Origin of the sequence: Pseudopedobacter saltans DSM 12145 (assembly GCF_000190735.1) — a bacterium.
Taxonomy (GTDB): Bacteria; Bacteroidota; Bacteroidia; order Sphingobacteriales; family Sphingobacteriaceae; genus Pseudopedobacter; species Pseudopedobacter saltans.
In genome coordinates this window covers 3,370,853-3,391,959 of the sequence record NC_015177.1, presented here as the reverse complement: position 1 = coordinate 3,391,959, position 21,107 = coordinate 3,370,853, and the positions used below count along the sequence as shown (strand labels likewise).

Sequence of the window (21,107 nt, the reverse complement as noted above, 5' to 3'; positions counted from 1 at the left end):
GGGGATGCGTTTCGATATTATTACTGTTTTACCGGGCCTTTTGGAAAGTCCCTTTGCTCATTCTATTTTACAAAGAGCCCAAAAAAAAGGATTGGCAGAAATTCACGTTCACGATTTAAGGGATTACTCAGAGAACAAGCATAAGAGTGTTGATGATTATCCTTATGGAGGTGGTAGCGGAATGGTGATGCAAATTGAGCCTTTTGCCAATTGTATAGAAAAATTGCAATCGGAGCGGGAATATGATGAAATTATTTTCATGACACCTGATGGCATAACGCTAAATCAGGATATTGCTAATGGTTTATCTCTGCAAAAAAACATTATTATTCTTGCCGGGCATTATAAAGGAATAGATCAACGAATACGGGATATTTACGTAACCAAAGAGATTTCTATAGGAGATTATGTATTGTCTGGAGGTGAACTTCCTGCGGCTATTGTGGTGGATGCCGTAGTCAGGCTTTTGCCCGGAGTCTTGTCTGATGAGACTTCTGCTCTTTCGGATTCTTTTCAGGGGGAATTGCTGGATGCCCCCGTTTATTCGCGGCCAGCTGACTGGCGCGGCCATAAGGTTCCGGATGTTTTATTAAGCGGCAATCAGGCAAAGATAGAACAGTGGCGTTATGAGCAGTCATTAAAGAGAACTCAGGAACGCCGCCCGGATCTGTTAGACTAACTATTCTTTTTACTAAGCAACTCAATAATCCGGTTTTTGTCTTTGATTTGATTTTTCAGGCTCTCGATAAATTCTTTCTGCATCTCTTCATCGGCAGAAAGTCTGGTGTATGAAGTTTCCTGGTCTTCCAGAATTTTTAAATCCTCTTTTTTCTTTAGGTATTTTATATCGGAAATAAACAGTACACTTGGCGGAACTTCAAGCACCTCTGCCATCCTACGTAAATCGGTATATTTTATTGATTCTTTAATTAAACTAAGCCTAAAACCGTCGAAAGTCTTTCCAACTTGTTGGGCTAACCAGCTCAAAGAACGCTCTCTTTCTCGTAGCAGTTCGTCAACAATATCTTTTAATTTCATAAAAAATTATGTAACTGTTTTGAATATTATTTATTGTTGCTTATTTTTATTTGTAATATTTGCTAAATAAAATTAGTTCGTCTAAAATTATTGAGCAAACTACACAAAATTTTGGATTTTTTTCACAAAAAAATGCTTTATGTACAAGTACAAGATAAACGAGTTACTTGCCAATCTCCCTATGAAAGATTATAAAAAGGCGATGAAACTGATTCCCAAAATATTGGGGGTTTCAGTAAATACTTTTCTGAATTATCGGAATATATTGATTGATGAGGATAGGGATATACCTTATCAGAAAGTTGTTTCGTTAGAGAAAATGTTTGGTTTGGAAGCAGGATCATTGATTAATTTGGATACAACACAAAAGACTATTTATGAATTATTAGAAGAACAGGAGGTTTAAATGGAAACAAAAGAGTTGAATATCGAGACTTGCCTAAGTAAGTACCTAATTGATTTGATTGACCATGATGTAAGGGCTCCAATGAAGAATTTTGCCTATTATCTTTCTTTGTTTGAAAAGAAGGAGATTGATACAAACCGATTCGATTTGACGGAGTTATTGGGGATCTTTTTTAGCTCGTCGTCTTTCTTAATGGAAAATCATATTCTTTTCCAGAGGATCATGGAAAAGAGATTAGGTAATAACAATAGGATGTCTAAACTGTCGCAGATAGCAAATGAAATAAGAGTTGAATTTCTGCATCATCTTTTCGATAAGCAAGTACATCTGAGTTTTAACTTTGACAAAAATCAGCTTCTTAATACCGATAGGGATCTCTTTAAATTTGTTTTTAAGAATGTGATTTATACGATTCTTTGTTACAGCAATAAGGGTAATGCTGTTTATATCGAATTGTCTGAGGATGGAAAATATCTCGAATTGAAGTCTATTGATATGTTTATTCCCAATGAAAAAATGGAGTATATGTTTAATTTGCAGGAGTATAAAAACGTTTCAGGAAAGGATATTGGTATTTTATTGAGTCTACATTTACTGCAAATTTCTAATGGTAATCTTTTTTATGAACAGAACGATTCTGGTGAAAGTAAATTCAAGCTTTATTTTGGTTGATTTTAGAAGCCCTTTTTGGGCTAAGTAATTCTTGTCCAAAAAGGTAAATCAAAATAAATAAGGTAAAAATTTCATAATAGTTTTTATTTTCGAAAAAAAAGACCTAATATTGCACTCCGAAAATTCGGTACGGTTATTAATTTGAGAATCGTATTTAATCAGCATATAGTCATGGATTTAGTAAAATTTGTAGAAGAGCAGGTTGTAGCAAAAAAGGAATTACCTGCATTTAAATCAGGAGATACAATCAGCGTTCACTATAAAATTCGTGAAGGAAACAAAGAGCGTGTTCAGGTTTATCAAGGGGTAGTTATCCAGAGAAACAGTGCTGGTTCTACTGAAACTTTCACTGTTCGTAAAATTTCTAACGGTGTAGGTGTAGAACGTATCTTCCCTGTAAATTCTCCTAATATAGAAAAAGTAGAAGTACACAGCATTGGTAAAGTACGTAGAGCTAAATTATTCTACTTACGTAACCTTACTGGTAAAGCTGCTCGTATCAAAGCGAAAAGATAATTTTACTTCTATTAAGATATTAAGACCCTTTTGGTATTCAAAAGGGTTTTTTTGTATTCAAAAATACCTTTCATGTCAGATTTAAGTTGGTTATCACGTTCTGCCCTTTTGGTTGGGAACGATGGAATAGAGACACTTCAAAAGAAACATGTTTTAGTTGTTGGATTAGGTGGTGTAGGCTCTTTTGCGGCAGAATTTATTTGCAGAGCCGGAGTGGGAGAAATGACCATTGTAGATGGTGATGTTGTTGATCCCTCTAATAGAAACAGACAATTGCCTGCTTTAGCGACTAACCATGGTGTTAGTAAGGCAGAAATTATGGAAGAACGCTTATTGGCTATTAATCCGGAGCTGAAGTTGCATGTTATTAAAGAGTTTCTGTCTCCCCAAAAATGTAAGGAACTTTTAAGTACCCAGAAATTCGATTATGTTGCAGAGTGTATAGATAGTATTACCCCTAAATTGTTGTTGCTCACTACAGCACTTGAGTGCGGTTTGCCTATTGCAAGTTCTATGGGAGCCGGAGGAAAGGTTGATCCGACCAAACTGAGGACAACTTATTTGACAGATACCTGGGAGTGCGTTTTTGCACAATATGTTCGTAAGCGATTGAAAAAAATGACAAACGCTTCTACTATAAAAGCAGTGTTTTCTATCGAGAAAGTAATGAAAGAATCTTTGGTAATGACCGATGGCAGCAATTTTAAGCTTTCGGCATACGGGACTATCTCATATCTGCCAGCGGCTTTTGGTGGCGGGATAGCCTCTATCGTTATCAGAGATTTACTTGGACTGCCAATTGACATTGAAAAACGTCCGGATTTTATATCTAAGAAAAAGGCTAAGAAGAAAAAGAAAAAAGCTGAGAAGAAAGAAGAGATTAAGGAATAATTTCAAAAGCAGTTTTAAAGAACTGCTTTTTTATTTAACTAAACTTGTTGTTGTAATTTTATAAATCATCCTGCATATAACCTATTCTTTTTCTGTTTTTTTGAAGTGTTTTCCTTTTCGCTTAAATCATCAAGATATTTAAAAATGATCTCGATATTCTGGTCTTGATTTCTAATACTTTTTTTAAGTTTCTCAAGTTCCATAATAATATTCGCATTGTCAGAAAGCATTTTTCTGAAATAATTGAAGATTCGCATAATTTGTATGGCCTTTTTGCTATTTAGAACGCTGGACAGCATTAAAACTCCATGTTCGGTAAAAGCATAAGGAAGGGGTCTTCTTCCTCCCTAACTTGAGGTCGCAAATTGCGACTTCAAATTTTGAAACTCATATTCAGTAAGCTGAAAAATAAAATCCTCTGGGAAACGGTCTATATTTCGTTTTACCTGCTCATTAATTCTTTTTGTATCTATACCATACAATAAAGCTAAGTCACTATCTAGCATTACTTTCTGCTCTCTAATGTGGTGAATTTTGTCAACAACAGCTTCGTTGGAATAAGTGATTGTAATTGGTTATCCATAGAAATAATAATCAAATAAATATAGAAAAATATTGTCCCTAAACAAACGTTGTCTTTAATGTAAATATAGTTTAACGTAACTTTACTCTAATCTTCAATAAGAGTCTTTTTAATTTTTAATTTTGATTTCGGACTTATAAAATGCAAAAACCGCTTAAAAGACTTCAGGCATCGGCAGGCTCAGGAAAGACATTTAGTTTGGCTGTTCACTATCTTACTTTATTGTTTAGTAACGAAAGCAAATACCGTGAGATATTGGCCGTAACTTTTACGAATAAAGCTACAGAGGAAATGAAGAGCAGGATTTTAGAGGTGCTGAAAAGCCTGGCGGAAAATAACGGTGATACTGGAATTGAAAGCTACCGTAAGCTGATACTAGAGGCCTATCCTGCATTTACCAGAGAAAAATTGAGTGAAAAGGCAGATAAAATCTATCGCAGAATCTTACATGATTATAGCCGGTTTTCTGTAAATACCATCGACGGTTTTGTACAAAAGGTAATTCGTGGTTTTGCTTTCGAATTGGGCTTGGATGCTTCTTATTCCTTAGAGATGAATATCGATAAGGTAAAAGAGAATTTAGTAGAACGTTTGGATAAAGAACTGGATCGCCAGCCGGAACTGGTGCAATGGGTTATCAGATTAGCAAAGGAACGGATTGAAGATAATAAGAGCTGGAATTATAAAAGTGAATTATTAAGTCTTACAGGAGAGATTTTTAAAGAGCGTTTCGCTGTTTTTGAACAAGCTTTGCAACAAATAGGTTTAGAAAATGCCAATCAGGTTTTTCTGGATTTTGCCAAAGTTTCTAAAGAAAGTGTGCGGATTTTCGAAAATCAAGCTATTGAATTTTCAAGTCAAGCCTTAGCCGTATTAGAACGCTTTGGTGTTACCCCGGAATTTTTAAAAGGGAAAAGCAGAAGTCCGCTTCTGCGCCTGAAGAAAATGGTGGAAAAGGATTTTAAAGACTATTCGAAGTTATTTGAGTTGGTTGATATACCTGAAGATGAGTGGTTCCAAAAAAATGCTCCAACAGACTCATATCCGGAAGTTAATGCTCTGTTGGAAAAATTGAAAAAACACTTTGCTGATTATTATTCTGATTATATTCTTCATCAACAGTTTAATAAAAATGTCTATTTCTTACGGTTAATGGTCGAATTGGTGGGATTATTAAAGGACTACCGAGAAGAAAGCGGCAACCTTTTGATTAGCGATGCTCAAAACCTGTTGACAGGAATTACGGATGATGCCGGAGATAATCCCTCTTTTATTTGGGAGAAGATAGGTAATAAATATAGGAACTTTCTTTTCGATGAGTTTCAGGATACATCGGTTAGCCAATGGGGGAGTTTCCGGTCTCTAGTACAAAATGCAATTGCAGAACCAAGCGGAGAGTTAATAGATAATTTGATTGTTGGTGATACGAAACAATCAATCTATCGTTGGCGGAATGGCGACTGGAATATTTTGCATTCTGGTGTAAAGAAAGATTTGGGCGAACACTATGTCGAGGACGATAATCTCGAAGAAAATTATAGAAGTTCTACTGAAATCATTCGTTTCAATAATGAACTTTATCACAAATTACCAGGGTTGATTCAGCATAAAATCAATACTGAAGTCTCTGATGTTGAAGATGAAAATCTGAATAGTTGGTGGTTGGGAAATGATTATCAGGAAGTCATCGAGAAGATTTATAGTCAATCCGCTCAGAAAATAACTCCTTTTACGCCAGAAGGCGGAGTTGTAAAAGTCAAAAGATTTGTTAAAAAAGAAGAGCAGGAAGGAATATTTTCAGAAGCTGTTTTCAGAGAGTATGCATTAGCATATTTAGTCGATGAAATCATTGAGCTGAAAGCCAACCAAGCCTATCAATATAAGGATATCAGTGTTTTGGTGCGCTCTAACAAAGAAGCAGTAGCTGTTGTGGACGCATTGATGCAGGCCCAAATTCCTGTGGTTTCGGGAGAAGCATTACTCATTGGAAACAATACCGCGATTAAATTAATTATTAATACATTGTGTGCTCTGGTTGGCTATGAAGAGAATACGTCTTTATATAAGGCCAATTGTATTGCGCTTTATCATAAAATAAGTGGACAGCCTGTTCACCCAAATAGTTACTTGGGATTGCGCTTTAAATCGCTGGAGCAATTAGGACATCTGTTGCCAAAAGAATTATGCGAACAAGCTAATCTTTGGATTCAATTCCCCTTACCAGAATTGGTTGAAAAAATTATAAGAGCTTACGATTTAGACAAAAAGGAAAGTTATCTCCCCTATCTGTTGGCTTTTAGAGATATTGTAGGGAATGCAACACGACAAGGGGAAAAAGGGATCCATAGTTTTTTAAACTGGTGGGATGAAGATGGTGTTTCTAAAACTCTGCCTTCGCCGGAAGAGGCCAATGCTGTACAAGTCTTGACGATACATAAATCTAAAGGATTGGCGTTTAGAGCTGTTTTTATTCCTTTTTGCGATTTGGGATTGAGCGGGAAAAGCAATAGCGTATTTTGGGTGCCTGCGCAGGAAACGCCTTATGCACTTTTGGGAAGTATCCCATTAAAATATTCGAAAGAATTGGCCAATTCTTCGGTAGCTAAATATTATTTCGAAGAAGAATTGTACAGTCATATGGACAGTTTGAATATGATTTATGTGGCAACAACCAGAGCAAAAGATTATTTATTTATTGGGATAAAGGGAAGCGAGAAAAATGAGGGTAAATCTATTGGCGATTTGTTCTGCCTCATTTATCAAGATCAGTTTGATGAAGAGGGGTTAATGACTCAGGGGAATTATATCCATAAACAGGTAAAAGAATCCGAGAAGAATATCATTCCTTTAAAGTCCTATCCTACTTCAGACAGGATTTCGGAAATTTATGAAACAGTTGAAGACCGACATGTAAATCATTTATTGAATATCGAACAATCGGGCCGAAAAGGGAGTATTTTGCATGATATTTTAGCCAGCGTAAACAGGCAGGAAGATATAAGCTCTTATGTTGATGATTTAAATATCCAAGGGATTGTTTCTGCGGATGAAAAGGAAGAGTTTATTCAGTCGGCAAAAGAAGTTTTATTACATCCGGAGTTGCAGTATCTTCTGTCCAGGGCCGAGCGAACCATAGAAGAAAAAGGAATTGTGGATGAATTAGGGAGGCAGCATCGTCCGGATAAAATTTTGGTCTGTAAAGATGAGTTGATTATTCTCGATTATAAGTTTACCAATAAAGAGCATGATACCCATATTACCCAACTGTCTGAATATAAGCAGTTATTGTTAGCTATGGGATATCCTACAGTAAGCGCTTATCTGTTTTATGCATTAACTAAAAAATTGAAAGCTATTTAAGTTCCACATGAAACCATTTTTAAAAGAAGTTGCAGAAGATTTAGTAGCCCAATTTGGAGATAAATTGCAGCATTGCGCAATTGTATTCAATAATAAAAGACCATCAGCATATTTACAGAAGTATTTGGCAGAGATTTATCAGAAGCCATTCTGGAGCCCAACGTTTTTTACTATTCAGGAACTTTTCGCTAAATCTACACATTATAAAATAGCAGATTTCTATTCCCAATTTTTTACGCTTTATAGGTTATATAATCAGTTGTTGATTAAAGAGAATTTGGGTTTGTTGGATATGGCGCAATTTTTTCCGATAGCTAAAATTATTTTAAGTGATTTTTCGCAGATAGATAATGATTTGGTTGATGCCAATAAACTGTATCATGAACTGGAGGATATCGCCTTAATTAACCAGCAATTCGATTTCTTATCACCCGAACAACATCAATTCCTTTCACAGTTTTGGACCTCCTATTCAGAAGGAAAGCATAAGCGACAACAGGAGAATTTTATTAAGATGTGGCGGAGGATGCCTGTTCTGTATCACGCTTTCCATGAAGATTTGGCTAAGCAGAAATTACAGACGATGGGAAGAGCTTATCGCAATCTGGCTGAGGGAAAACAGGATAATCCGGATTTTCTTCAGGAATTTCAGGAAGGTAAATTGATATTTGTTGGGTTTAACGCATTAACCAAGGCGGAATCTAAAGTTTTTAAACGTTGGCAGGAACAAGATCTCGCAAAGTTTTATTTTGACACTGATGCCTATTATTTGAATGATCCTCTACAGGAAGCAGGCTTATTCCTTCGAAAAAATATAGACCAAATAGGTTTGATAAATGCACTTGATAGTCAAAGGACCTTCATTAAAGAAAGACCGAAGCAGGTGGATGTTTATAAAGTGCAGGGTCATAATGTTCAGGCAAAAATCCTGAATGATATTGTTCGGGATGAATATGCGCAATTAGCTGCGAATAAGAATTACGGCGATACTGCTATTGTTCTTGCGGATGAATCTTTATTGCTGCCGACTTTGCAAACTATTCCTTCCCGGTTGAAGGACACTTTTGGTAATGAAACCGGACTGGAGGTGAATTTAAATGTGACGATGGGGGTTTCTTTCATTTCGTCAACTTTATTTGGTTTGGCAGATTTATGGCTGAGTATCCAGAAAAGTATTCATCAGTTTAAACCAGAAGATGAAATAACATTTTCTTTCAAGAATGTGGAGGCATTTTTATCCCATCCATTGGTTGGTTTGAGCGAGAAAATGCGGGAGAAAATATTAAAAGCATTTGTGACAGAGCAAATAGTTCAGGTTCCACAAAGCAGATTACTTCCTCAAAAAGGAATATTTGTGGATTTCTTCCAAAAGATAGACAAACCTGTTGAAATTGTAAAAGGGTTAAAAGAAACTTTAGAAGCTGTTCTAAAAAGACAGCTTTATGGAAAGCACCTTAAAAAGATTGATTCAGAATTATTTATTAAAACCATACAGGAACTTAATCGACTCTACGATACGCTTTTCAAACACGTAAATGAGGGAAAACAGATTTTAGAAGTTGGTTTTGTGATTTCGTTAATACAGAAAACCTTACAAAGTATCGCTGTGCCTTTAAGTGGAAGTCCGTTAAATGGTTTACAGGTTATGGGGTTGCTTGAAAGTCGTAATCTTAATTTTAAGCATGTAGTACTTTTGGGTTTAAACGATGGTATTGTCCCAAAAACAACGATTGGAAATAGTTTTATTCCCGATAGTCTCCGACGAGTTTACGGATTGCCAGTTTTGGAAAATCAGGATGCTATTTCTGCTTACATGTTTTATAGGTTAATTCAGCGGGCCGAAAAAGTAAGCGTGGTATATAACAGCCTCACAGATGAAAGCAATTCGGGAGAACCCAGTCGTTTCTTAAAGCAGTTAGAATACGAAAGTGGCTGGGATTTTAACTATTTCCATCAGGAAATGAATGTGGAAGTAGAAAAAAGCGAAGCAACGGAAATTGAAAAGACTGATGAAATTATAAAAGTGCTGAATGATTTTTCTACCGGAAGGAGAACACTTTCTGCCTCGGCGTTAACAACCTATATCGCAAATCCAATAGACTTTTTCTTCAATTACATTGCCGGTATTAAAGAACCGGAGGAGGTGCATGAAGTTGTAGAAGCAAATGATCTTGGATCTATTCTTCATGGGACTATGGAGGATTTTTACAATATTTTAAAATTCGAAAATCCCAATATTACCAGGGAACGTATCGCAGAGAAGCGAAAAGATATTTTGACTTTGATAAAAGCCAATTTTAATAAGGTAATGTATGATAATGCGGAAAGACAAACTAATTTTTCCGGTATGCAACTGGTGGTTTTGGCGATAGTTGAAGAGTATTGCAATATTATCCTTAATTATGATGAAAAATGCACTCCTTTTACAATTATTCATATGGAAGAGGCTATGGTGGTTCCTTACACATTTACCGATGCGAATGGAAATGAAAGAACAATTCATATCAAAGGAATTATAGACCGCGTAGATTTAACCGGTGATGGAATAACCAGAATTGTTGATTATAAAACGGGTTCGGATAAGCTGTCTTATCACAGTATTGAAGAAAGTTTCAATACTCATGGTAAAAGCCTGAACAAAGCTTTGGTACAAACGCTTTTCTACACTTATGTTTTTGAACAAGCCAAGAATCTGAAATTTGTAGAACCAAATCTTTATGTGCTAAAGATTATGAATAAGGAAGGTGTACTATTCCAATCTTATCGGAAAGTAGATGATGGGAAAGGAGGTACAAAGCGCATGAAGTTAAATTTAAGTAATGAGTTCCTGATGGAGGAAAAGGAAATTTTCTTGAATGAACTGAATAAAAAGCTAGCGGAGCTTTTTGATAAAAATGTACCATTTCGGGTTAGTGAAAATCCGTTAAATTATCAATATTCAAGGTATACGACCTTAATGGTGAGGTAGGCCGAATCTGTGATAAGGAATTTTAAGTTTGTAGCCTCCTTTTCTATTGTTTAATCTTGGAACAATTTCAAAAAATCTGTCGGAGTTTTGATACTTATAAGAGAACTGTCCAGCTTTAAAAAATCAATGTCATTGGTAATCAGGTAATCCAGTTGGTGTTTTAAGACGGTGTAATAATGGATGGCGTCTTCTATGTCTTTAATGGGCGAATTGAGAGCATTTAGGATTGTTTCCTGATCTGTTTCTACAATCGTTAGTATTTTTAGCAATTCAAGTAGAAGTACTTTCGAAATTGTAGGGTCGAAATTTTTCTGAAGATAAAAAGAAATGGTTTGAATTATCGAAGGATTTGTAAATGCCTTTATTTTTCTTTTTTGGGCGAGAGATAATAACTGAAAGGCAATATCATATCCCTTACGTTTCAGCAAGAAATCAAGTAGGAAATTGGCATCTAGAAAGACTTTAGAATCCATACTTTTCCTTATTATCCTCGAAATACTGCTTTTGAAAATCGTAATTTTCTGGATAGCTTGTTTTAGGGAGTTCATTTACTATTTCAAAAAGCTTGGTTTTTATCTCTTTTGATTGTTCAGCCGCAGTAATTTTATTGAGGTAGTCTTCAACCAATCCTGATATACTAACTCCGATTTTCGAAGCATAATTTTTAGCTTTATCAAGTGTATCCTGCTCTATTGTTAAATTTACTCGCGTTTTCATAATATAAATATACGCATAAATTAATTTTATGCGTATCATTTTTGTGTCGTAAAGACTATCCTTAAATATCAATAATTGAGATATACGACCTTAATGAGTAAATAATAAATAGACGATTGAAAATTTATATTAATTTCGGGCTCGAAACATCCATACGCAGACATGAAATCAAAATCTAATCCTCAATTATATAACAGAAGTACAGGAAATGTAGAAGTGGAAGATGCATATAAATCCGGAGGGTTGAAAATTTTATATCGCACAGTTCTGGGAAGGGCAGTAACCAAATCGGTTTTAATAAAAAGACGCATTTCCAGGCTTTACGGAAATTATATGAATAGTCCGAAAAGCACTAAGAAAATCAATGAATTTATAAGACATTATAACATTGATGTTTCTGAGATTAAACGTCCTTTGGATAGTTTTAAGTCTTTTAATGACTTTTTCATTAGAGAGCTAAAAGAAGATGCCAGGCCTATTGACGATACACCTGAACATTTGGTTTCCCCCGCGGATTCCAGATTGTTTGTATTCGATTTGGCAGGAAAACCTCAATTGCCGATAAAAGGATATTGGTATCAGGTAGAAGATCTGGTAAAAGATAAGGCCATAGCCGATCAATATAAAGACGGATGGTGCTTTATCTATAGGTTGGCGCCAAATGATTACCACCGCTATGCTTATTTAGATAGTGGCTATCAGGAAAATGTGATCAAGATCAATGGTATTTTGCATAGTGTGAATCCTATTGCTTTGAAGGAAACACCGAGCGTAATGGCTAAAAACTATAGAGAGCTGACTATTTTATATACTGATAATTTCGGGCCGGTTGCACATATAGAAGTTGGCGCTTTATTCGTTGGAAAGATAGTAAACCGGGAATATGGAAAATACAAATTCAAACGGGGAGAAGAAAAAGGCTGGTTTGAATTTGGTGGCTCGACAGTGATCCAACTGTTCAGGAAAGATGCTATTGCGCCGGACGCAGATATCCTGGAACAGACTCAAAAGGGTATTGAAACCATTGTGAGGCTGGGAGAAAAGACGGGTATTGCAAGAAAATAGATCAACATTCTTTAGAGTATACTTTTAAGATGTTAAATGAGCCACATAGGGACATGGATTATGTTGGCAAAAAAAATTGTTAATGAACATTTTAGTCTTTTGCCCGAATAATACAAAAACTATGTTTCTATGTGGTAAAACATAATTCCACATAATAAATATGTCTTTATATCTTTATTTCATCTGAATTCCATCTCCATATTTAAAGAAAGCATTAATGCTAACCGGAAGTTTTCCGCTGGCTTTATGTGCTCCTAAGATCACTTTTGCAGCAGAAAGTTGTATTTCGGGTAAATTTTGATAACCGATAATAACAGATGCAGATCTTTCAAATCCAGGGATTTCCGTAATAGTATAAGGATTTGCAAATAGAGCAGTAATAGTATTCTTAGTTGAGAATTCGGAAACAAATTGAAGCAGATGTGAACTAAAATCCAGTTTGCCCGCGGGTCTTAACCTGTTGTCAATAATGGCCATAATTATCTGATCGTACGGTTTCATGTTGTTCCTGATAATACCTAGCTCAACCTCATTAATATTTTTGGGGATATTAATAACTGTTGCGCCCGGTTTAATCTTCTTTAAGGTATTTGAAAAAGTGGTATTAGAGCCAGAGCCGATATTTAAAATCACTGTTTTCCTGACAAAATCATTCCTTAGAGGGAATGCGCTGGTACTTTTTAGCACAGTAACAGAAGCGTCGGCCAATTGTTGAATGAGGTTTTTTGATTCTGCCCTATTCAGATCCTGGTAAAGATTAGCCAGATTGACTTCTTCTAAATTATTCAATCCCATCCAGTATTTAGCTGCAAGAACTTTTTTGATTTTTGCCTCTACTTCTTTTGCCGGTATCTCCTTATGCCTAATTGCTTTTTTGAGCATTTTTATGGCTCTTTCTGTGTCTTCCGAAAGTTCTATAACATCCAATCCTGCAAATAAAGCTTTGACATCTGCTTGTCCATTGGGGAAATATTTTATTGCCCCTTTCATTTCCATGGCATCAGATACAACCAAACCCTTGAAACCGAAGTCATTTTTAAGAATTCCCGTTACTATTGGTCTAGAAAGAGAGGACGAAAGGTTTGGGGTAGGATCTAGAGCGGGAATATTCATATGTCCAACCATAACTCCAGTAGCACCATTAGCCATTAATTTTTTGAAAGGAAACATTTCCAAAGTATCTAATCTTGCTTTTGAGAAAGGAATCTGTGGTAAATCGTAATGTGAGTCTACATCTGTATCACCATGACCTGGAAAGTGTTTCGCTGTTGTAAAAATGCCATTATCCTGCATACCTTTCATGTAAGCGACCCCTTTATCGGCCACATTGTATTTATTCTCACCAAAAGAACGATAATTAATAACTGGATTATTGGGATTATTATTAATATCCACAACGGGAGCAAAGTTCATTTGCATACCTATACGTTTGAAATCTTTTGCAACCTGCTCACCCATTTTGTATAGCAATTGATTATTCTGAATTGCACCCAATGTCATCTGATATGGATAGGAAATAGTACTATCTAAACGCATTCCTAACCCCCACTCCGCATCCATGGCAATCATTAATGGAACAGGTACCAGTTTTTGATATTGATTTGTTAAGATCGCTTGTCTGACTGGTCCGCCCTGAAAGAACACCAAACCGCCAACCTGATTGTCTTTAATTTGCTTGGCAACTTTATCAGCATATTCCTTTCCTTTGTCAGAATGCGCTCTTAGCATAAAAAGTTGTCCTAATTTCTCTTTGTTGGATAGGGAATTATATACAGAGTCAACCCAGGGGTTACTCTTGTTTAATTGATCTATAAAGGATTGCTTTTTTTGTGCATATCCACAGATAGAAATATATGATAAAAATAATACTAAAGCTGTTTTCTTCATTTTAGATAAAAGCATTTTTATTAATAAGTGTCTGTCTTTTTCTCTTTTGATAATTTAAAATATAAAATAAGGCTACAAGATTTGCGACGCCAGCGCCATAAAAAATGTATGGAATTCGCTGCAGAACATCCTGAAAGAAATATCCTGCGAAAAAAGCACCTAAACCAATGCCCGCTTCCAAAGCAATGTACATTGTAGCTACCGACTTTCCACGTTTGTCTTCATCACTTAGATCTACTGCCCAGGCAGAAATTGCCGGCGAAAAAGTTCCCGTGGCAAATCCATAAATTACAGACCCCGATAGTAATCCTATTGCAGTTTGCCAGGTAGCCATCCATGCAAGGGAAATACAAAGCAGTACCAAAGAAATTTTTAATACCGGAATACGTCCGTATTTGTCGGCTACTTTTCCAGCGATTAGTCTTACACATATGGAAGCTATAGTAAATACCATAAAGAAGAGTCCTTTGTTTTTGATTCCAATTGATTCGCTCCAATCTGGAATTAAAGTAATAAGTGCACCATAGCTAACGTAGCTGAAAATTGTTACCCAAAAAACAGGAAGCACTTGTTTATTTATAATTTCATGTTTTCCGATCTTCAATACAGCCGGGCTAAATTTCTGTTTATCTTTTAACGTTTCCTTCATATTAAAAATTATGGCAATTGAAAGAAATGCGAATAACGATGAAACGTAAAAAAGCGTGTTGATGGAAAAAAATAAGGTAATTCCGCTTCCAATAGCCGGACCAATAGCCATACCTGTCGAGAAGCATAAGCCATGAAAACCCATTGCTTCTCCCCATCTGTTTTTGGGGATAATATCTGCAATATAAGCTGCGGTTGCAGTAGGTTTAAATCCTGTAGAAAAACCGTGGATCAGCCTTAAGAAAAGAAATCCTGCTACACTCGCCAATACAGGATATAGAAATCCACATACAAAACAAACCAAAGAGCCAACGGCCATAACAGGAACCCGGCCGATTTTATCGGTAAGCTTCCCACTAAAAGGCCTGGAAATACCGGCAGTAAGTGTAAAAAGTGCAATAATTAAGCCTTTGTGTTCCGCTCCGCCCAAACTGCTTAAATAAGCCGGAAGTTCTGGAATAAGCATATTGAAACTTGCTGAGAACAAGAAAGAACTTAAACAAAGTAAAGAAAATTGTAATGTGTAGATAGATCTCTGCTCGCTGTAATCCAATGCCTTAAACTATTTTTACAAAGGTAAGCATTCCGCCATATCCAGGTATTACAAAAGCATGATTTTTACTTTTCGCAGATTGTTAAAATGCTTATGTATTTTTGCTGCCATGGAACAGAATCTCTATCAACCCTTTGCGTCGATGTCTTTTGATAATAGTCATTGCTTTTTAAGTGGCAAAAAACTGGAATCGGCATCTGACAAAATGAATGTTTTTGGCGACTGGTTGATTGAGAAGTATCAATTGAATGAACGTCCTTTTAAAATGCTGGATGAAAGTATGCTAAGTTATGCTGATATTTCGATTCCCTGTTCTGATTCTGTAAAAGTCAGTTTTGAAACTTTAGAAAAAACTATTCAGAATGCATTTTTAGGTGGATATGAGAAGGTGTGTAAACTGGATGAATTACAGCTTTTTCAGTGGGTAGCGAAGACAGTATACGGAATTATTTTTAGAGAGATACAAGCTGCAATTGTCTCGCAAAGCAGAAGTGGCGAAGGTTTTTATATGTCTCAGGGATTAATTCACAAATTCGGAACATTGCATACCATGTTACAGTCGGTGATTAAACGGATTCATTTCGACGGGTTTAAGCCATGGAGTATTTTTATCTGCCCGGTAGATAATTTGGAAAATGAATTTTCTTATCGTGATGAAATTAACACCTTAACTTTCTCTTTAAGGATGAACGATTTCGGAATCATCCTTAGCTTACAAGATAATGGTGTAAATAAAATCTATCATCAGGACGTTTGGAATAAAATAGAAGGGAGAAAACTACATCCAATTCAGTTTGAAGAACTTTGTGGGAAGATTTATTACTCGGCATATCTTTTTAATCGTTTGCCCGAATATCATATTATGCCAACACCGGATGGAATATATTTAGATGCTTCTCCTTTGCGAGGTATGAGTTCTAAACCTTTGTTTGACGATTGGCAGAACAAAACGTATGGACAGGTTTTGGAGAACTTCTGGAAGAAATGGGGTTTTCTGTTGCTGGAGATTATCAAAAATCCGGAAAAGCCCGTAAGTTATCTGTTTGATGATAAAGGAGATTTTGTAAATGCTGATTCGATTGCCTTGGAGAGGTAGATGCCGACCAAACTAAATAATATCTTTTAAAACACACTCCTAATCTCTCCAAGGAAATGTGAAATCACCTGCGGATACAATAAAATAGTAATTATAATTCCGGCTATTGCTCCAAAAAAATGGGCATCATGGTTAATGCCATCGCTTGACCTTTTTCCTGCATAACTGGTATATGCTAAAAATATAATCCCATAAAGAATAGCTGGAATGGGTAACGGGATAGGGAAAATAATCAATGAGCTAAACGGAAAAAATAAAATTGAACTGAATACTACGGCGCAAACGGCTCCTGATGCTCCTAAACTTGCATACCAGCTGTGATTTTTATGTTTTTGTATAGAAGGAATATCACAAAGAATAAGGCTTCCCAGGTAAAGCAAACCAAATTGCCAGTGACCAATAACTCTTTCCAAATTAAAGGCAAAAAAATAAAATGAAAGCATATTGAAAAGCAAGTGGCTCCAGTCTTTGTGAATGAAACCGCTTGTCAAAACCTGATAAATATTTTTTCCACGTGATACATCATAAGGATGCAACATCAATTTGGAAAACAAACCGGGTTTGTTAAAAGTATAAATGCTAAGAATTACTGTAATAGCAAAAATAAACGCTGCGACCGGAGCCGTATTCAATATCGAAAGCATAATATTAATTTTAATGAGCTTCTAACCAATTTAATCCTTCGCCAATTTCAACAACAATAGGGACAGTGGTTTTGATAGCATTTTTCATTCTGTCCATAATTATCTCTTTTACAATGTCTTTTTCCGTAACCAGTACATCAAAAACCAACTCATCATGCACCTGCATCGTCATTTTAGATTGCAGCTTTCTGTCGATAAGATCTTTATGGATATTTAGCATCGCAATTTTAATCATATCGGCCGCCGAACCTTGGATAGGAGCATTAATAGCATTTCGTTCAGCAAAACCTCTAACTGTGGCATTGGCAGAATTGATATCTCTCAAATACCTTCTGCGTCCCATAATAGTTTCCACGTAACCATTTTCACGAGCAAAGTTCATAGTATCAGACATATAATTTTTGATGCCCTTATACTGCTCGAAATAGTTTTCAATAATCTCGGCAGCTTCTTTTCTTGGAATTCCCAGGTTTTGCGATAAACCAAAAGCCGACTGTCCGTATATGATACCGAAATTAACAGCCTTGGCATTTCTTCTCTGATCAGACGTTACATCTTCTAAATTGGCAACACCGTAAACTTTTGCTGCGGTTGCGGTATGGATATCTAATCCTTTAGAGAAAGCATCCATCATATTTTCATCTTTGCTGATTTCGGCGATTATCCTTAATTCAATCTGAGAATAATCGGCAGATAGCAAAATATGGTTCTCATCTCGTGGGATAAAAGCTTTTCTCACTTCTCTTCCTTTCTCGGTGCGAATTGGAATATTTTGCAGGTTTGGGTTATTTGAACTTAATCTTCCGGTCGCTGCAACGGCTTGATTGTAAGATGTATGTACCCTGCCGGTTTTTTTATTTATCATTAGCGGAAGTGCGTCAACATAAGTAGATTTTAGTTTTTGCAGTTGCCTGAAATCTAAAATGTCCTTTACAATATCCGACTTATTAGCTAAAGCCAGTAAAACGTCCTCGCCTGTTTGGTACTGGCCCGTTTTGGTTTTTTTAGCTTTCGGGTCCAATTGAAGTTTGTCGAATAATATTTCGCCAAGTTGTTTTGGCGAAGCAATATTAAAACGATGGCCTGCTTTATGATAAATGGTGTTTTCCAGTTTACCGATATCATCTTGCAGGTCTCTGGAAAATCTTATCAATTGTTCAACATCAATTTTTACACCCTCTTTCTCCATATCTCCCAACACGTTAATCAAAGGATTCTCTACCTCTTTAGCCAATTTTTCCGCTTGTGCCTCAATCAGCATAGGTTCAAAAACTTGTTGAAGCTGTAGGGTAACGTCGGCATCTTCGGCTGCATAATCAGTGACTTTGGCGACGTCAATATCGCGCATATTTAACTGATTTTTGCCCTTTCCTATTAACTCTGTAATAGAGATCGGTGTATACCCTAAATAATTTTCTGATAAGACATCCATATTATGTCTGGTATCAGGATCCAGAAGATAATGGGCTAACATGGTGTCGAAGAACTCGCCTTTCAGCTCAATACCGTACCATTTAAGGATGATATAATCATATTTTAAATTTTGGCCGATTTTTCTGATATTTTCATTTTCCAATAGTGGGCGAAGAACCTCCAGAAATTCTAAAATCCCTTTTTCGTGTTTTGGAACAGCAATATAGTATGCTTCTCGGGCTTTATAAGCGAAGGATAAACCTACCAGTTCGGCATCGTTGGCATCCAAACCCGTAGTTTCCGTATCCATGGAAACCTCTTTTTGCTGAAGTAAGGTTTCGGTAAGTTTCTGCAGCTCCTCAAGCTTATCTATTAAAATATAGTTGTGTTGGGTATTACTTATATTTTTACCAGGAATAATTTCATCTATAACAGATGGTTTTTGTACCGGCAGATTATTTTCCGAAATGCTTCCGAAAAGGTCCATTTGTCCGCTGCTCGGTCTGGCTTCGGCTACACTAAACGATTCTCCAAAAACGCGCTTTCCAAGTGTACGAAATTCCAATTCCGCAAATAAAGGCTCAAGAACTTCTTTTGAAGGGTCTTTAATTAAGAAGTCCTCTTCATGGAACTCGACAGGAGCATCCAGTAAAATGGTGGCCAAACGTTTAGATAGAATTCCCTGGTCAGCAAAGTTCTCCACGTTTTCCCTTTGTTTGCCTTTCAGCTGGTCGCTATTGGCAATGATTTGCTCGACAGATCCAAACTGCTTTACCAAAGCTTTTGCAGTTTTTTCACCAATTCCCGGTATACCTGGAATATTATCTACAGCATCACCCCAAAGTCCAAGGATATCTATTACCTGATGTACATGTTCTATTTCCCATTTCTCCAGAACCTCTTTAACACCCAAAATCTCCATGTCGTTGCCCATTCGCGCTGGTTTATAAATGAAAATATTTTCAGAGACCAGTTGTGCGAAATCCTTATCCGGTGTCATACAATACACCGTATAGCCAACCTTTTCAGCTTGTTTAGCCAGCGTTCCAATAACATCGTCGGCTTCATAGCCATCAGAAGTAATTACGGGAATATTGAAGCCTTCTATTAGCTTTTTAACATATGGTAATGCAACTGCGAGGTCTTCGGGCATAGCCTGTCTGTTTGCTTTGTAAGCTTCAAAACCGGTATGTCTTTCGGTAGGAGCCTCAGTATCGAAAACAACAGCCATATGTGTTGGTTGCTCTTTCTTTAAAACTTCCAATAAGGTATTGGTAAAACCCATTACTGCAGAAGTGTTTATTCCTGTAGATGTAAATCTGGGATTTTTGCTTAATGCGAAATGAGCTCTGTAAATTAAAGCCATTCCGTCTAAAAGAAAGAGTTTTTTCATTTGTTGTTGTTTTCGTTAAACACCAAAAATGGTGATGAACTTCAAAAATAAAAAATTAAGGCGGGACAAAGAGTCTAGCCTTAACCTTATTTAATATTGACTATAAAATCTAGTAATTGCGGATGTCGCCTGACTATAAATAGGTTTTGTAAATTCGAGAAATAAGGTTTGTGGTGGCGGGGGCATTCCTTCTTTTTTTCTACAAAGTTGCAATTGTTCATTGCTCAAAGCTCTGTCATCACCACGGTAAGACGCCCATGAATCTTTCCAAACAAAAGTTCCCGGCATTTTTTGCTGATTAATAAGCCTATTAGTCCTGGCATCTAAGATCGTCAGGTCTAATTGTCCTCCCGAACTAATCGTTTTGTCAAAAACAGATAAAGTTGCTTTTACAGTAGAATAAACGGGTCTTTTCTGATCAGTGTACCCAACTAAAACATTTTCTTTCTTGACCTCTTCTACACGTTCCTTTACATAAGTTTGCCCTACTACAAAATCATCAAAACTAAAGATCATCACGTGATCTGCCTGTAGCTTTTGTCTTCGTAAGTCTTCGGGTCTAAAAAACATGACAAAATTTTTAGTCTCATAGCTTGACATAAACTCATCCAGTTTCGACTGAAAATAATCGTTAGACAATTTATATAAATTAGAATTTACTCTAATAGGTTCAACAACCACTTTTAATGCTGCTGCATAATACGCTTCGTTTAATTTTGCTTTAACGTCCTTATAATTGGGAATAAAGTAATCTGCAAGTTCAAAATATCTGTAAGCAACTTTTGCAGACTCTCTTTTATTTTCCTTTAACAGTTTATTTGCAGCAAGATAACGTTCTTCTGCCGCCTGCGAACGGGCGAAACTTAATTCGGACGTGTAGAATGTAGTACGAGGAATAATTTTTTGACAACTTGGACAACCCTCTATTGCTTCGGCCAGTGCGTTTAAATCTTCATAATTATAAACAACTTCATCCCATTTAAACCCATTGTTGGAATATTTCGCCTGCTCAATTTTTCTCAAATGATTTTTTACAGCTAAATCATATGCTTCAGCAAGTGTTTGACCTGATTTTGCATGAGCTCCGTTGCTTTTTAGGCGTTTTACAGCAGTAAATACAGCATTATCATAATTTCCTTTTTCCAGCAGTTTCGTGCCGCTACTGCATGATTGAAGAACTAAACTCAGGGCTATAAAATAGAACAAAGCCTTTTTTATCATATAGAGGTTGTTTTTATATATTTGTTTGGACGAATT

Annotated in this window: 19 protein-coding genes; 9 read left to right on the top strand and 10 right to left on the bottom strand. The window is 36.2% G+C overall.

Going from position 1 to position 21,107, the window contains the following annotated elements:
* Nucleotides 1-4: 4 nt before the first annotated feature.
* Nucleotides 5-679, top strand: a complete 675-nt coding sequence (gene trmD / locus PEDSA_RS14325; RefSeq protein WP_013633870.1) for a tRNA (guanosine(37)-N1)-methyltransferase TrmD — start codon at nt 5-7, stop codon at nt 677-679.
* Here the strand turns inward: trmD and PEDSA_RS14320 are convergent.
* Complete coding sequence (locus tag PEDSA_RS14320) at nt 676-1,038, bottom strand: hypothetical protein (RefSeq protein ID WP_013633869.1); 363 nt, start codon at nt 1,036-1,038, stop codon at nt 676-678. The two genes, trmD and PEDSA_RS14320, sit on opposite strands and share 4 nt — an antisense overlap.
* A gap of 139 nt (nt 1,039-1,177) precedes the next feature.
* On the opposite strand from PEDSA_RS14320, the gene PEDSA_RS14315 reads away from it, so the two are divergent.
* The 4 genes from PEDSA_RS14315 (at nt 1,178) to PEDSA_RS14300 (ending at nt 3,523) form a co-directional block, all read left to right on the top strand.
* Entirely contained in the window at nt 1,178-1,444 is a 267-nt protein-coding gene (locus tag PEDSA_RS14315) for a hypothetical protein (RefSeq protein ID WP_013633868.1), read from the top strand.
* Nucleotides 1,445-2,116 (top strand): ATP-binding protein, encoded by a 672-nt coding sequence (locus tag PEDSA_RS14310; RefSeq protein ID WP_041537101.1) that lies wholly within the window; start codon nt 1,445-1,447, stop codon nt 2,114-2,116.
* Between the two features lie 171 nt (nt 2,117-2,287).
* Nucleotides 2,288-2,632: a 50S ribosomal protein L19 gene (rplS, locus tag PEDSA_RS14305; RefSeq protein WP_013633867.1), complete on the top strand. Its 345-nt coding sequence runs from the start codon at nt 2,288-2,290 to the stop codon at nt 2,630-2,632.
* A gap of 72 nt (nt 2,633-2,704) precedes the next feature.
* The gene (locus PEDSA_RS14300) at nt 2,705-3,523 is read left to right on the top strand and encodes a tRNA threonylcarbamoyladenosine dehydratase (RefSeq protein WP_013633866.1); all 819 of its coding nucleotides are present in this window, start codon (nt 2,705-2,707) and stop codon (nt 3,521-3,523) included.
* Between the two features lie 65 nt (nt 3,524-3,588).
* Here the strand turns inward: PEDSA_RS14300 and PEDSA_RS20465 are convergent, their stop codons facing one another.
* Together PEDSA_RS20465 and PEDSA_RS20460 are read right to left on the bottom strand one after the other, a co-directional pair.
* Complete coding sequence (locus PEDSA_RS20465) at nt 3,589-3,780, bottom strand: hypothetical protein (RefSeq protein ID WP_245546771.1); 192 nt, start codon at nt 3,778-3,780, stop codon at nt 3,589-3,591.
* A gap of 90 nt (nt 3,781-3,870) precedes the next feature.
* Nucleotides 3,871-4,029 carry an ORF6N domain-containing protein gene (locus tag PEDSA_RS20460; RefSeq protein ID WP_245546769.1) on the bottom strand — a complete coding sequence of 53 codons (159 nt, stop codon included), beginning with the start codon at nt 4,027-4,029 and terminating at the stop codon, nt 3,871-3,873.
* A gap of 218 nt (nt 4,030-4,247) precedes the next feature.
* Here PEDSA_RS20460 and PEDSA_RS14290 point away from each other — a divergent pair, with 218 nt between their 5' ends.
* A complete protein-coding gene (locus PEDSA_RS14290; RefSeq protein ID WP_013633865.1) occupies nt 4,248-7,466 on the top strand; it encodes a UvrD-helicase domain-containing protein in 3,219 nt (1,072 codons plus the stop codon).
* A 7-nt stretch (nt 7,467-7,473) separates the two neighbouring features.
* Nucleotides 7,474-10,434, top strand: a complete 2,961-nt coding sequence (locus PEDSA_RS14285; protein ID WP_013633864.1) for a PD-(D/E)XK nuclease family protein — start codon at nt 7,474-7,476, stop codon at nt 10,432-10,434.
* A gap of 50 nt (nt 10,435-10,484) precedes the next feature.
* Here PEDSA_RS14285 and PEDSA_RS14280 read toward each other — a convergent pair whose 3' ends face one another.
* On the bottom strand, nt 10,485-10,907 hold the full coding sequence (locus tag PEDSA_RS14280) for a putative toxin-antitoxin system toxin component, PIN family (protein ID WP_013633863.1): 423 nt from the start codon (nt 10,905-10,907) through the stop codon (nt 10,485-10,487).
* Nucleotides 10,897-11,151, bottom strand: a complete 255-nt coding sequence (locus tag PEDSA_RS20155; RefSeq protein WP_041537100.1) for a DUF6364 family protein — start codon at nt 11,149-11,151, stop codon at nt 10,897-10,899. The genes PEDSA_RS14280 and PEDSA_RS20155 overlap by 11 nt, the downstream gene beginning before the upstream one ends.
* Nucleotides 11,152-11,313: 162 nt before the next feature.
* On the opposite strand from PEDSA_RS20155, the gene PEDSA_RS14270 reads away from it, so the two are divergent.
* Nucleotides 11,314-12,216 (top strand): phosphatidylserine decarboxylase, encoded by a 903-nt coding sequence (locus PEDSA_RS14270; RefSeq protein ID WP_013633861.1) that lies wholly within the window; start codon nt 11,314-11,316, stop codon nt 12,214-12,216.
* A gap of 174 nt (nt 12,217-12,390) precedes the next feature.
* Here PEDSA_RS14270 and PEDSA_RS14265 read toward each other — a convergent pair whose 3' ends face one another.
* Nucleotides 12,391-14,103: a glycoside hydrolase family 3 protein gene (locus tag PEDSA_RS14265; protein WP_013633860.1), complete on the bottom strand. Its 1,713-nt coding sequence runs from the start codon at nt 14,101-14,103 to the stop codon at nt 12,391-12,393.
* A 1-nt stretch (nt 14,104) separates the two neighbouring features.
* Nucleotides 14,105-15,304, bottom strand: coding sequence for an MFS transporter (locus PEDSA_RS14260; protein ID WP_013633859.1), 1,200 nt, complete (start codon nt 15,302-15,304; stop codon nt 14,105-14,107).
* 109 nt (nt 15,305-15,413) lie between these two features.
* On the opposite strand from PEDSA_RS14260, the gene PEDSA_RS14255 reads away from it, so the two are divergent.
* The gene (locus tag PEDSA_RS14255; RefSeq protein WP_013633858.1) at nt 15,414-16,400 is read left to right on the top strand and encodes a hypothetical protein; all 987 of its coding nucleotides are present in this window, start codon (nt 15,414-15,416) and stop codon (nt 16,398-16,400) included.
* A gap of 26 nt (nt 16,401-16,426) precedes the next feature.
* Here PEDSA_RS14255 and PEDSA_RS14250 read toward each other — a convergent pair whose 3' ends face one another.
* The 3 genes from PEDSA_RS14250 to PEDSA_RS14240 all read right to left on the bottom strand — a co-directional run bounded on the left by PEDSA_RS14250 (nt 16,427) and on the right by PEDSA_RS14240 (nt 21,071).
* Nucleotides 16,427-17,044 (bottom strand): rhomboid family intramembrane serine protease, encoded by a 618-nt coding sequence (locus PEDSA_RS14250; RefSeq protein ID WP_013633857.1) that lies wholly within the window; start codon nt 17,042-17,044, stop codon nt 16,427-16,429.
* 10 nt (nt 17,045-17,054) lie between these two features.
* Entirely contained in the window at nt 17,055-19,850 is a 2,796-nt protein-coding gene (gene polA, locus PEDSA_RS14245; RefSeq protein ID WP_013633856.1) for a DNA polymerase I, read from the bottom strand.
* A 90-nt stretch (nt 19,851-19,940) separates the two neighbouring features.
* Nucleotides 19,941-21,071: a hypothetical protein gene (locus PEDSA_RS14240; RefSeq protein ID WP_013633855.1), complete on the bottom strand. Its 1,131-nt coding sequence runs from the start codon at nt 21,069-21,071 to the stop codon at nt 19,941-19,943.
* Nucleotides 21,072-21,107 lie beyond the last annotated feature (36 nt).